Source organism: Streptosporangium sp. NPDC002524 (assembly GCF_040295985.1).
Taxonomy (GTDB): domain Bacteria; phylum Actinomycetota; class Actinomycetes; order Streptosporangiales; family Streptosporangiaceae; genus Streptosporangium.
Genome location: NZ_JBEOWK010000036.1, coordinates 12,860 through 24,740 on the forward strand (window position 1 = coordinate 12,860; position 11,881 = coordinate 24,740).

10 protein-coding genes and 2 pseudogenes are annotated in these 11,881 nt (G+C 73.8%); 6 read left to right on the plus strand and 6 right to left on the minus strand.

Annotated features, from left to right (window positions below):
• Positions 1–92: 92 nt before the first annotated feature.
• Both ABT053_RS39050 and ABT053_RS39055 read right to left on the minus strand, forming a co-directional pair.
• On the minus strand, positions 93–1,127 hold the full coding sequence (locus ABT053_RS39050) for a hypothetical protein (protein ID WP_350976305.1): 1,035 nt from the start codon (positions 1,125–1,127) through the stop codon (positions 93–95).
• Entirely contained in the window at positions 1,124–2,311 is a 1,188-nt protein-coding gene (locus tag ABT053_RS39055) for an MFS transporter (protein ID WP_350976306.1), read from the minus strand. Before ABT053_RS39055 ends, ABT053_RS39050 begins: the two co-directional genes overlap by 4 nt.
• A 275-nt stretch (positions 2,312–2,586) precedes the next feature.
• Between ABT053_RS39055 and ABT053_RS39060 the strand changes: the two genes are divergently transcribed.
• The gene (locus ABT053_RS39060; RefSeq protein WP_350976307.1) at positions 2,587–3,186 is read left to right on the plus strand and encodes a sigma-70 family RNA polymerase sigma factor; all 600 of its coding nucleotides are present in this window, start codon (positions 2,587–2,589) and stop codon (positions 3,184–3,186) included.
• A 58-nt stretch (positions 3,187–3,244) separates the two neighbouring features.
• Here ABT053_RS39060 and ABT053_RS39065 read toward each other — a convergent pair whose 3' ends face one another.
• Both ABT053_RS39065 and ABT053_RS39070 read right to left on the minus strand, forming a co-directional pair.
• A complete protein-coding gene (locus tag ABT053_RS39065) occupies positions 3,245–4,858 on the minus strand; it encodes a class I adenylate-forming enzyme family protein (RefSeq protein WP_350976309.1) in 1,614 nt (537 codons plus the stop codon).
• The gene (locus tag ABT053_RS39070; RefSeq protein ID WP_350976310.1) at positions 4,855–6,648 is read right to left on the minus strand and encodes a CoA transferase; all 1,794 of its coding nucleotides are present in this window, start codon (positions 6,646–6,648) and stop codon (positions 4,855–4,857) included. Before ABT053_RS39070 ends, ABT053_RS39065 begins: the two co-directional genes overlap by 4 nt.
• Positions 6,649–6,914: 266 nt before the next feature.
• Here ABT053_RS39070 and ABT053_RS39075 point away from each other — a divergent pair.
• The 5 genes and pseudogenes from ABT053_RS39075 to ABT053_RS39095 all read left to right on the plus strand — a co-directional run.
• Positions 6,915–7,145 (plus strand): annotated as a pseudogene (locus ABT053_RS39075) (acyl-CoA dehydrogenase family protein); the annotation flags it as partial.
• 68 nt (positions 7,146–7,213) lie between these two features.
• Positions 7,214–7,417: pseudogene (locus tag ABT053_RS39080) on the plus strand (acyl-CoA dehydrogenase family protein); the annotation flags it as partial.
• Between the two features lie 21 nt (positions 7,418–7,438).
• Positions 7,439–7,990: an acyl-CoA dehydrogenase family protein gene (locus tag ABT053_RS39085; RefSeq protein WP_350976408.1), complete on the plus strand. Its 552-nt coding sequence runs from the start codon at positions 7,439–7,441 to the stop codon at positions 7,988–7,990.
• A 602-nt stretch (positions 7,991–8,592) separates the two neighbouring features.
• Positions 8,593–9,432: an AraC family transcriptional regulator gene (locus ABT053_RS39090; RefSeq protein ID WP_350976311.1), complete on the plus strand. Its 840-nt coding sequence runs from the start codon at positions 8,593–8,595 to the stop codon at positions 9,430–9,432.
• A gap of 66 nt (positions 9,433–9,498) precedes the next feature.
• A complete protein-coding gene (locus ABT053_RS39095) occupies positions 9,499–10,080 on the plus strand; it encodes a dihydrofolate reductase family protein (protein WP_350976313.1) in 582 nt (193 codons plus the stop codon).
• Positions 10,081–10,351: 271 nt separating this feature from the next.
• On the opposite strand, the gene ABT053_RS39100 is transcribed toward ABT053_RS39095, so the two are convergent.
• Both ABT053_RS39100 and ABT053_RS39105 read right to left on the minus strand, forming a co-directional pair.
• The gene (locus ABT053_RS39100) at positions 10,352–10,987 is read right to left on the minus strand and encodes a vitamin K epoxide reductase family protein (protein WP_350976314.1); all 636 of its coding nucleotides are present in this window, start codon (positions 10,985–10,987) and stop codon (positions 10,352–10,354) included.
• A gap of 34 nt (positions 10,988–11,021) precedes the next feature.
• Positions 11,022–11,756, minus strand: coding sequence for a DsbA family protein (locus ABT053_RS39105; protein ID WP_350976316.1), 735 nt, complete (start codon positions 11,754–11,756; stop codon positions 11,022–11,024).
• Positions 11,757–11,881: the final 125 nt, after the last annotated feature.

Consider the following 11,881-nt stretch of genomic DNA (forward strand, 5'->3'; position numbering starts at 1 on the left):
GGTTCGGCATGCCCTCACTCACGTCGCCCGGCGCTGTCCTCGGTTGCCGGACCGTCCCCGCCAAGCCGTCGCCCAGGCGCCGGCCACGGTGCTCAGCAGGTGAAGGGGTCGATCACTTCGGTGAGGATCGCCAGGCCCACGGCCAGGAAGAAGTCGCCCCACACCAGCTCGTGGTGGGTGGCCACGCCGTGCTCGATGTCGTAGCACCCGTCCAGGAGGCGGCCGTCGCGCAGGTGCGCCGTGACCAGCTCGCGCAGCACGGCGACGGCCCGCTCCCGCAACCGGCCCGCCTCCCGCGGGCAGGTGACGGAGGATCGCGCGGCCAGTTTGAGAGCGGCCACGGCCTCGATCGCGGCGGCCGAGGTGTCGGGCGGCCCGCCGGGACGTGCCGGGGGAACGGCGGGCGAGGCCGCCGCGAAGCGGGCGGCCACCCGGGGATGGGCCAGCAGCTCGCGTTGCTGCGCCTCGTCGCCGGTGTCGGCGACCGCCAGGGACAGCCAGGCCGTCGTACGGCTCCAGCCGGGCGCCGGATCGGGGTGGGGAGCCCAGGTGCCGTCCGGCAGCGCCCGCCAGGCCGGGCGCGGCTCCCGTTCCCCAAGTGTCAGCCCGAGCTGCAGTCCGAGCTGGTCGCCGGCGGCGGTGATTCCACCGGGTCCTCGCAGGCGCAGGAGTCGCAGGAGGCCGGGCAGCCCGTCGACCCGGGCCACCTCACGAGGTCCGCCGAACGCCCTCCCCCAGGGCACCAGCCCGAGCCGGGGATCGCAGGCGTTCAGGCAGGCCTGGGCGGCGCGGTCGCGGAGCACCGCCGCCGCGGCGTCTCCGCCCGCCACGCCGAAAGCGGTGCCGTACCAGAGGATCAGGCCCCGGGTCGCGGTGTCGGCCTCGACCCAGGGGGCGAGCAGCGCGGTGCGGCCGGTGGCGGCGGCCCGGTCGGCGCGTTCCCCGCTCGTGATCGCTCGCAGCCAGAGCAGTCCCGCCCAGAAACCACCGGTCCATGACCCGCGGGCGGTGGTCGTCCAGCGGCCGGAGCCGGGATCGGCGTGCAGCGGCCACCGCCCGCCCACTTCGGCTTCGGTGTCCCCCGCCCGGACGAGGAGCTCCGCCAGTGCCCTGCCCGCCCACCTCATCGCGGTGCTCCGGCCCGCGACCGCAACGGCGCCGCGACGGCGGTGGCGGCAGCGAACTCGGCGGCCACCAGCACCCAGCCCGGCCCGTACCCCCAAAGTTCGACGAGGATCGCGAACAGGGGCGGCCCGGCGGCGAAACCGGCGAAGAAGCCCGCCGAGACAAGCGCGGAGTCGCGACCGGCGCCGCGAGGATCGGCACGCTTGATCACCGCGACCATCGTGACCGCGTTGCCCGCGACGGCGAAGGCGCCGACGGCCGCGGCCCCCACCCAGACCAGAAAGGGGGCCGACGAGGCCGCCGCGAGCAGCAGCGCGGCCCCGCACGCTCCCGCCGCCAAAGGAGCAAGCAGCACCTCGGACCGGCCCAGCCGGCCCGCCCGCCGCGACCAGCCGACCCGGCCTGCCACGCCGGTGACGCCCAGCGCGGCGACCAGCCACGCCGCCACCACCGGTCCCAGTCCCAGCCGCTCGGCCCCGAAGAGCGCGAGGTAGGTGTTCACCGCGGCGATCCCGCACCCCAGCAGGAAGGAGAACAGCGCCAGCCGGCCGACGCGGGCGCGCGGCATGTCCCGGAGTGGCGCCTGTGCGGGGCCGGGGTCGGGTGGCAGGGCGCGAAGGGCCCAGCAGGCGATGAGGGCGGCGAGCGCGGCGGCCGTCCACACCGAGCCGCGCCATCCTGCCCAGGCGGCGAGCGCCGCCAGCGGCAGTCCGGCCGCGAAGGCGCCGAGCTGCACCCCGGACTGCTTCCAGCCGGTGACCGCGCCGCGCCTGGCCGGTCCGACCACCGCCACGATGATCTTGTTGGTGGCGGGGTTGGCCAGAGCCTGCGGCAGCCCGCCCAGTGCCACCGCCGCCAGCAGGACGAACGTGTTCGAGGCGGCGCCGATCAAAGCCAGCGCCACCGCGGCCAGCAGCAGCAGGACGACCAGGCAGCGACGGGCACCCAGCCGGTCCACCCAGCGGCCGGCGGTGAGCGACAGCAGCGCGGCGACCCCGAACCCGGCGGTCGTGGTCAGGCCGATCGCCGTACGGGAGACACCCGCTTCGGCGACCAGGCGCGGGCCGAGAGCGCCGATCAGGAACAGCTGGAGCATCGACACGCCCATGGCCGCGGTGAGCAGGACGGTCACCCGCCGTTCCCCGGCCCTGCCGGGTGTGGGGCCCGCCGGTCGTTCCCGCCGCATCGCGGCCTCCTTCCCCTCGCGGAGTCCTCGTGACGGCCGCGCTCCAGACAGTCGCTCGCGGGCCCGCCGGGGTTCCCGCGGCAGCGGGCGTGATGACGCGGCCCGCGCGGGAGGCTTTCCGGCCGCCTCGCGCTCCGCGACCCCGCGGCCCGCCTCCCGGCGTCCGTGCCCTGTCGGCGCCCCTGTCTCCTCCACCAGCCCGTCAGGGGCCGCCTCTCTTCGAACCGTGTATCCGTTCTGCACCGCTCTGCACTGCGACCCGAGGAACGACCATCATGAGTTCTGTCACGCGCGATCACCGCGCCCCCGACCACGACACCACCGCGTGCTCCGACGAGCAGCTGACGGTCCTCGCACTGGCCGCGCGCGGAGGAGCGCCCGCGGACGTCGAGGCCTTCACCCGCGCGGTCTACACCGATGTCCGCAGGTTCGTCGCCTATCTGGCCGGGAGCCCGTCGGCCGAGGATCTGACCCAGGAGACGTTCGTGCGCGTCCTGCGGAGCCTGCCCCGCTTCGCCGGCCGCTCCTCGGCCAGGACCTGGTTGCTGTCCATCGCCCGGCGGGTTGTCGTCGACCGGTTCCGCTCGGCGTCCTGCCGCCCGAGGATCGCCGATCTCGCCGACTGGCAGGCCGCCGCCGAACGATGTCAGCCCCGCGGGCTACCGGGAGGCGAGGACGGGGTGGTCCTGGCGGACCTGCTGGCCAAGGTGCCACGTGAGCGGCGCGAGGCCTTCGTGCTCACCCAGGTCGTCGGACTGCCCTACGCCGAGGCCGCCTCACTGATCGGCTGCCCCATCGGTACGGTGCGCTCCCGGGTGGCGCGCGCTCGCAGCCAGTTGATCCAATCGCTTGAGGCCGCCGACCGGGCCGCCTGACCGAAGACCCTTCCCGGGCCGGAGCCGCCCCGGTCCGGGAAGATCACACCGATCCGCGCTACCCGCGAAGCAGCAGATCGCGTAACGCGTTCCGGTCGGGCTTGCCCGCCGGGGTCAGCGGCAGTTCCTCCACCACCAGCAGGTGTTCAGGGTGTCTGCCCCGATCGAGTCCCTGCCGAAGCAGGTGGGAGGTGAGGCCGGCGAGGTCGGGAACGTGGCCGGGGCGCGGCACCACACAGGCCGCCAGCCGCTCCCCCATCACCTGGTCGGGCACGCCCAGGCACACCACCTCGCGTATCCCGGGATGGTCGGCCAGCGCGTGCTCCACCTCGGCCAAGCTGATGTTCACACCGCCGCGGATGACGACCTGCTTGAGCCTGCCGACCAGGCGCAGCCGCCCGTCGGCGTCGATCAGCCCCAGGTCACCGGTGCGGACCCAGCCTTCGGCGGTGCGGTAGCGCTGGTTCAGCTCCGGTGCGCCGACGTAGCACATCGGGGTCATCGGGCCCCGTGCGATGATCTCGCCGAACCGCTCTCCGTCCGGCGCGGCGGCGATGCGGATCTCCGCCACCCGAGGATCCGGCAGGCCCACCACCACGCCGGGGCCGGGATCGCTCATCGGGACCGGCCGGAACCCGCTGTGGCAGTTCACCCCGTCGGCGGAGCCGTACAGGTTGATCACTGGGCAGCCGAACGCCTGGCCCGCCTCGGCCGCCGTGGCCGCGTCCAGTTCGGCGCCGCCCAGCACCAGGGCCGTCATGGGTGGCATCGGCCCGGCGTCCGGGTGGTCGAGCATCATGCGGATCATGGTCGGTACGGCCAGCACATGGGTGGGCCGATGCTCCCGGATCGCCGCCAGCGCGGCCCGGGGAGAGAAATGCTCCAGGAGCACCAGGCAGCCGCCGTGCCGGGCCAGGGTGACGGCGGTGCCGTTGCTGCCGAAGGCCGAGGCGAGCGGGACCAGGAACAGGCAGCGCGGCGTGCTCTCGCCGGGGATGAGGGTGGCCATGAAGTTGCCCCGCCCGCCGGCGAGCGCGTTGTGGGAGTAGGCGATCATCTTGGGTTCCGACTCCGACCCCGAAGAGACCAGGATGCGGGCCGCGCCGTCGGGGTCGGGCCTGGCCGGGACGAAGGCGCCGCCGTCGGCCGACAGCACCCGGCTCCAGGCGACGCTGCCCGGCGGAGGCTCCTGCGGACCGGCGGCGATCACCGCCCGCAGGCCCGGCAGGTCGCCGGCGGCGGCCACCAGGTCGCGGGCGTGGGCGGCGCCCCGGTGGTCGACGGCGGCGACGACGGCCCGCGCGCCGGAACGGCCCAGCAGGGAGGTCGCCTCGGCCACCCCCCGCCCCGCGGGGAACGGCAGCGCCACCGCGCCGAGCGCCGCCAGGGCCAGGTCCGCCACGACCGCGTCCCGGCCGTTGGGCAGCTGGACGCCGACGACGTCGCCCGCGCAGACGCCGAGCCCGCGCAGCCCGGCCGCGCCCGCCCGGGCCAGGCGGTCCAGTTCGGCGTAGGTGAGCTCGCCCGCCGCGTCGATCACCGCGATCCGATCCGGGGCGGCCAGGCGACGGGTGCGGAACAAGGCGTACAGGTCGAGGTCCGGGCAGGTACCCTCGGCGGCCCACCGGCGCCTCAAAGTGGCGGGTACCAGGTCGTCCAGGCGCGGCGTCATGCGAACCTCCAGGGAGCGGGTACGGCCAGGGCCCCGTGCTCGTCACGGGTGAGGGCTGAGGCGAAACGCGGGTCGGCGGGCAGCGCCTCCAGGGCGGTCGTCACGGCGGTGGCCCGCAGCCCCCGGCGCCGGAGCGAGGCCAGGGCCTCGGCCGAGGTCATCTCGGCGATCTCGCCGGGGAAGGCCGCGCCCAGCCGTCCGGCGGAGTCGTCGGCGACGCTCACCCAGCCGTCGGCCGTCCGCAGGGGGCGGCGAAACCCCTCCGGGGCGCGGGAGTCCCCGCCGCCGGCGGCCCGGCGCAGGGCGGGCCCGGTGAGCACCTCGGCCGCGCCCAGCAGTGAGGAGTCCACCCGCACTCCGCGGCCGTCGCGCTCGCGCAGCAGGAGTCCGGCGAGCACCGCCTCGGCGCCGAGCAGGCCGCCGAGGACGTCCAGCAGGGTCATCAGCGACGGCGCGGCCACCTCACCGGCGGGCCGTACGGCCTCACCCACGCCGGTGCGGGCCTGGACCATGAAGTCGGTTCCCAGCGGCACGTCGGCCAGCCGCCCGGCCCAGCCGCTGGTGTAGGCGTAGACCAGGGCGGGGTTGACCGCCGACAGGTCGCGGTCGTCCAGGCCCAGGCGCTCGGCCGTGCCCGGTGCCCAGTTGTGCACGAAGACGTCCGCGCCCGCGGCCAGGTCGCGCAGCTCGGCCCGGCCCCCGGCCGACTTGATGTCGATCTCCACCGCGCGTTTGCCCCGGTTGAGCGCGAGCCACCGGGCCGACAGGTCACCGCACATGGGCGGCATGCCGCGCAGCGGATCCCCGCCGGGCGGCTCGATCCGCACCACGTCGGCACCCAGCAGGCCCAGCAGGTGGGCGGTGAGCGGCGCCTGGATCCGCCGCCCGGCCTCCAGGACCGTGAGCCCGGCCAGCGGCCGGACGGTCTCGGCCGCCGCGCCCGGCGAGGGCGGGCCGGAGGCCGGGAGAAGCGGCGACAACCGCCAGGGCGCCGCCGGGCGGGGTTCGGCCAGGCGGCCGGCGAGGGAGCGCAGCGCGCACACCGAGGCTCCGGACTCCTTCGCGGCGTGGCGTACCTCCTCCCAGTTCGCCGCGCCGACCCGTGCGTGCAGTTCTGCGGGGAGCGGGCAGCAGGCCGTGGCGTAGCGGAACTGGAAGGACTTCCACGCCGATCCGGCGAGGCGCTCGGCCACCCCCAGCGCCCGCCAGAAGGTCGTCCACACGGCCGGGTCGAGGGTCTCGACCTCGAAGCACACGCCGTCGGCCGTGGTGAAGGGCGGTCCGCCGGGTGAGAACGGCACCGCCTCCGCCTCCCCTGCGGTGGCGGCGGCCAGGTACTGGCCGACGGCGAGCAGCCCGGCCAGGTCCACCCCGGTCCGCACGGTCTCGACCGCGCGGCCGCGGGCCCGGCCGATCAGAGCGGCCAGGAGTCCCTGGACGGCCAGTACCGAGCACGTGGTCGTCAGGTAGTCGGCGGCCAGGCCGCGCGGTTCGCCGTCGCGGCGGCCGTGCACGTGGGCGACCCCGGTCGCGGCCTGCGCGGTGGCCTCGTCGCTCACCTCCTCCGGCGAGGCGATCTCGGCCCAGACGATCTCGGCGCTGAGCGGGGGTCCGCCCGTATCGCTCAGGGACACGATCCCGGGACCGCCCGACGCGGCCGATCCGGGGCCGGTGGCGCCCAGCAGGGCCAGATGCCGGGCGGCGACGGCGGTGAGGGCGGGTGGCCCCGCCATCCGCAGGCCAAGGCCGTCAAGCGGGTGTGCCGCTGTGACGGTGACGGAGTGTGCCATGGCTCTCCTCTCCCGCGGTGGTGACCGCGAGTCGTGCCCGACGCGAACGGGAACTCCGCGACGCGATCCCGCGACCTGTTCCACAGCAGGAAGTCGGATGAAATTTTCAATCAGTTCCCGACATGTACGGAGTTGGAATGCCACAGCAGCCCGCCGTCACCACCGATACCGGACTGTCCGACGGGGACATCTGGGGCGCGCCCACCTGCCCGCCGCGGGTGCTCGCCCTGCGCGAGCGGGTGGCCGGGTTCGTCCGGGAGCAGGTCATGCCGCACGAGGTGGAACTGGACGCGGGCGGCGCGCCCGCACGCGAACTCCTCACCCGGCTCAGGAGCCGGGCACGCGCCGAAGGCCTCTGGGGACTGCCGCTGCCGGCGGAACTGGGCGGCGCGGGCCTGTCGCTGACGGAGTACGCGCACGTGGCCGAGGCCGAAGGCGCGAGCGACCACGGCCCGGGCGTGCTCGGGTCCACGACACTGCTGGACGTGACCACCCTGACCGGACACGCCGACCCCGCCGTACGGGACCTCTACCTGCCCCGGGTGGCGAGCGGGCAGCTGACCATGTGCAACGCGATGACCGAACCGGACGCGCCTCCGAACCCGGCCTCACCACCACCCGGGCCACACAAGAGCCCGACGGCTCCTGGACGGTCTGTGGGCGCAAGTGGTTCGTCACCGGCGCGGGCGACGCGGACCTGGCCGCCGTGCTCGCCCGTACCTGCGGCACCCCGCCCTCCACGACCGGCCTGTCCCTGCTGCTCGTCCCCACCCGCGCGCCCGGCTTCCGCGTGATTCGTGAGCTGCCGGTCCTCGGCGCGGGCGGCCAGTGGGAGATCGCCCTGGACGCGGTCACCGTCCCGCCCGGCCACCTCCTCGGGGAGGCCGGGCGAGGGCTGCGCGTGCTCGCCGAACGGGTGCGGCTCGGCCGCCTGCTGCGCTGCCTGCGCTGGCTCGGCCAGGCCGAACGCGCCTTCACCCTCATGCGCGAGCGGGCCCGCTCACGGCCAGCGGCCTCGGGACGGCTCGCCGACCTGCAACTCGTCCAGGCGCTCGTCTTCGAAGCCCTGCTCGCGATCAGGACCACCCGCCCGCTGGTGTTCGAGGCCGTCGCCCTGGTGGAGGCGGGACGGGACGCCAGAGTCGAGACCGGCCTGGCGAAGGTGGCCGCCGCCCGGATGCTGCAACAGGTCACCGACGCGGCCATCCAGGTCCACGGCGCGGCCGGACTGGGCCCCGACACCCCGCTGCCCGCGCTGTTTCGCACCGGCCGGATGGCCCGCCTCCTCGACGGCCCCGACGAACTGCACATCACCACGGTGGCCCGCAGGGTCCTCAGCTGAGTTCACCGGACAGGCGGCGCCGTGTGGTGTGTCTCATCATCGAATACGCGCGGAGGCGTGAACGGGTCGGCCACCAGATCGGCCGGATCGAGGCCGACGGGCGTGCTTGACCGCCGCGCTCATCCCGTCGAGCTCATCCCGCCTACGCTCGATCCGGTCACATCAACCTCACCCGTGTCGCCAACCCTCCACGACAGAGGTTTTCTGGTGCCTCGTCGCGCGGGGCGGGCCCGGTCCTCAGGAGTCGGGGGCGTCGAGCAGGCTACCGAGCGTGGTCACAGGCGATGAAGGCGCGCTGGGGACGAATCAACCGGTCCAGGAGGGGGTCGCGGGACGGTCCGGCGAGCAGGGCACCGGCGACCGCGCGGTCCCACAGGCGTCCGGTGGGGAAACCGCCCGGCTTCGCGACGTCGGCTTGATGCGCGCGTTCCGTTACCACCGGAAGCGGCCAGAGCCGTTCACTGGACAGACCCGACCCAACCGGCGCCCGGACCTCACCGACCCGCCGGCTGCGTAACGCCGGACGCTCGCCCGTTCCGGCGGCAGTGCGGCCGGCCATCCCGGCGCTCGATGCCGGCGGGGGCGTCGGCGATACTGGGGGCGTGGAGTACGTGTCCAGAGTGCCGCGGCCGCCGCTGGACGGGCTGATCGACGACCTTTACTACCTGGAGGGTGCGCCGCCGTACGCCCGGCTGACGCTGCCGCCGAGTCCGTCGGCGTTGCTCATCGTCAACCTCGGGGCGCCGTTCCGCATCCGCGCCGGCACCGACATCGAGACGGCCGAGTACGCCGACGGCTGCGTGGTCACCATGCCCACCCGCGCCTTCGAGTTCGGCTATCCGCCCGGGACCCGGTCCGTCGGCGCGCACGTCAAGCCGTGGGGGCTGGCGCCGTTCCTGCCGATGCCCGCGGCCGAGCTGTGTGACCGGCCGGTGACGGTGGAGCAGGTCTGGGGCCGGCCCGCCGTCGCCGAGCTGCGAGACCGGCTGGCCACCGCGGCCGGACCGCACGAGATGCTGACGCTGCTCGAGGAGGAGCTGATGCGACGGCTGGGCGAGACCGCCGGCCTGGGGCTGGTCCGCCACACGAGCAACGTCATCGCGGCGACCGGCGGGACGGTGGCGATCGGCGACCTGAGCGTGGCGGCCGGTGTCAGCGGCACCCATCTGGCACAGCGGTTCAAGGAGCTCATCGGCGTCACGCCGAAGCGGCTGGCCCGCACCCACCGCTTCACCGCCACCGTGTTCGCGATCGACCCCGCCGGGCCGATCGACTGGGGCGAGCTCGCCGGTGGCGCGGGCTACTTCGACCAGGCCCACTTCGGCCACGAGTTCCGGGCGTTCACCGGGCTCACGCCGACCCGGTACGTCGAAGTCCGGCGGCGGTTCCTGCGCGAACATCCCGGTCACGTGTTCGATGGCTGGCCGCTGCCGGCGGATTGATTTCTTACAAGAGCGACAGCTCACGACACGCTAATTTGAGGGCACCCCAAATCAGAGGAGAGCCCCGTGGGCAAGGTCGTCATGTACAGCACGGTGTCGATCGACGGCTTCATCGCGGACGACAATGACCAGCCCGGACCGCTGTTCGACTGGTTGACCGGCGGTGACGTCCCGTTGGACGAGAGTGGCGCGCTGAAGGTGTCGCAGACCTCCTACGACTACACCCGGGCGTACTGGGACCAGATCGGGGTGACGATCGCCGGCCGCCACGTCTTCGACATCACGGGCGGCTGGGACGGGAAGCCTCCGAGCGGGATCGACCACGTGGTCGTCGTGACACACCGGCCGATGCCCGAGGGCTGGGACCCCGAGGCGCCCTTTCACTTCGTCGGCGGCGTCGAGGCGGCCGTGGCCAAGGCGCGGGAGCTCGCGGGTGACCGCTTGGTCGAGGTCGCCGCCGGCGACGTCGGCGGCCAGGTGCTTGCCGCGGGCCTGGTCGACGAGGTACGCATGGACGTCGTCCCCGTGGTGTTCGGGTCCGGCAAGCGCTACTTCGGGCCGGTCCACGCGCAGCACCTGCTGGAGGATCCCGACGTGGTGATTCAGGGCAACCGGGTGCTTCACCTGCGCTACCGGGTGCGCCGTTGACCGATCCGAGCGGGCACGCGAAGAAGTCCACCGCGAACGACGACACAAGATCGGGCCTCCGGCCGCGTTTGCGCATCGCCGTCCCCGGCCGGGCAGCCGGCGACGCCCCCCAAGCTCGCGCCCCGCGCCCTGGACGCCCGCCGGCGGAAACACTGCCCGCGCGCCGTCGAACGCCGCCCCCTCGCCCGCGACCAGCGCCATCGGCCGGCTGCCGTCGTGCCCTGATGCGCGCCTGACCAGCCGGTACGTTTCGCGCATCGCCGGTCGGACGTCACAGCAGAGTGCTCCAGTAGGACCAGAACCGCACACCGATCAGGGTGAGGAGGGTCAGGAACCAGACGGTGAGGACCACCGTGTGATAGCCCGTCAGCGCCTCGACGACGCGCCGCCCACCTGCGGGCGCCGCCGACCGGCGACGGTGCAGGTTGTGCAGGGTGACGTAGAGGAAGATCGGGATGGTGACCGCCCACACCAGCATGCAGTAGGGGCACAGCGCGCCGATCACGTACAGGCTCTGGAAGACCAGCCAATGGACGAACACCACCCCGAAGGTGACACCGGCCTGCAGGCCGAGCCAGAACCAGCGGCCGAGGCGCGCGCCGGACAGCAGGGCGGCGCCGACGGTGGCGACGAGGGCGAAGGCGGCGATGCCCAGCAGCGGGTTGGGGAACCCGAACACCTCGGCCTGCGGTGTGGTCATCACCGATCCGCACGACAGCACCGGGTTGACGCTGCAGCTGGGCACGTAGGACGGATCCTTGAGCAGCGCGATCTTCTCGACGGTGAGCGTGAACGCCGCGCCCAGCCCGATCGCCCCGCCGACCAGCAGAAGCCAGGGCAGCGACCGGGGAAACGGCCCTTCCGCGGAGCCGGGGTGCCCGGCCGTGTCCGGACGATCGTGCGCCACAGAGGGCCGGTCGTCAGCGGGTTCTGCCGTGGGCTCAGCCGGCGAGCGCTGCATCGATGGCCGCCTTGAGGTCGTCGGAGGATTCGGGTTCGAGCTTCTCGCCGTTGAGGAAGAACGTCGGCGTCCCCTGTACGCCCAGCGCCTCGCCGTCGGCCATGTCCTTCTTGATCCGGGCGAGGGTGGCCGGGTCGTCGTAGGCCTTGTCCCAGGCGGCCATGTCCAGGCCCAGGTCCTGGGCGAAGGTCCGGAAGAGGTCGTCGGCGGGAACCTGCTTCTCGCCCCACTGGGTCTGGGTCTCGTACATCCGCTGGTACATCGCCTCGAACTTGCCCTGCCCGGCGGCGGCCTCGACGGCGCGGGCGGCGCGCTCGGCGTTGAAGTGGCTGGGGACGGGGAAGTAGCGCACCACGAAGGTCACCTTCCCGGCGTACTGCTTGCGCAGCTCCTCCACGATGGGGAAAGCGGCCCGGCAGGCCTCGCATTCGAAGTCGAGGAACTCCACCAACGTCACCTTGCCGTCAGCGGCCGTTTGCACGCGGTGGCTGTCGGCCCTTACCAGCTGGGACTCACCGGCGGCCACGGCGGGGGTGTCGGATCCGGAGGCGAACCGGTTGATCGCGAGCGCCGCGCCCAGCACCACCACGAACACCCCGATCACCGACAGGGAGATCATGGTGTTCTTCTTGCGCCTGCTTTGGCGCTGCTCCTCGGCGCGCATGGCTTCGATCTTGTCTCGCCGGGCCTGGGCCCGGGCCGGTGTCTTCGACACGTCCACACTCCTCACGTCAGGGGATGTCGCCGACACCGAGTCAACCTAATGGATGTTGATATGTGTTTGAGGTAAAGATGCGGCCCCACGTCGCGGCCCCGGTGGGCCTCCGTGGGCCTCCGTGG

Coding starts and splice junctions, on each gene's coding strand:
- ABT053_RS39050 (WP_350976305.1), bottom strand. CDS start 1,127: ATGAGGTGGGCGGGCAGGGCACTGGCGGAGCTCCTCGTCCGGGCGGGG.
- ABT053_RS39055 (WP_350976306.1), bottom strand. CDS start 2,311: ATGCGGCGGGAACGACCGGCGGGCCCCACACCCGGCAGGGCCGGGGAA.
- ABT053_RS39060 (WP_350976307.1), top strand. CDS start 2,587: ATGAGTTCTGTCACGCGCGATCACCGCGCCCCCGACCACGACACCACC.
- ABT053_RS39065 (WP_350976309.1), bottom strand. CDS start 4,858: ATGACGCCGCGCCTGGACGACCTGGTACCCGCCACTTTGAGGCGCCGG.
- ABT053_RS39070 (WP_350976310.1), bottom strand. CDS start 6,648: ATGGCACACTCCGTCACCGTCACAGCGGCACACCCGCTTGACGGCCTT.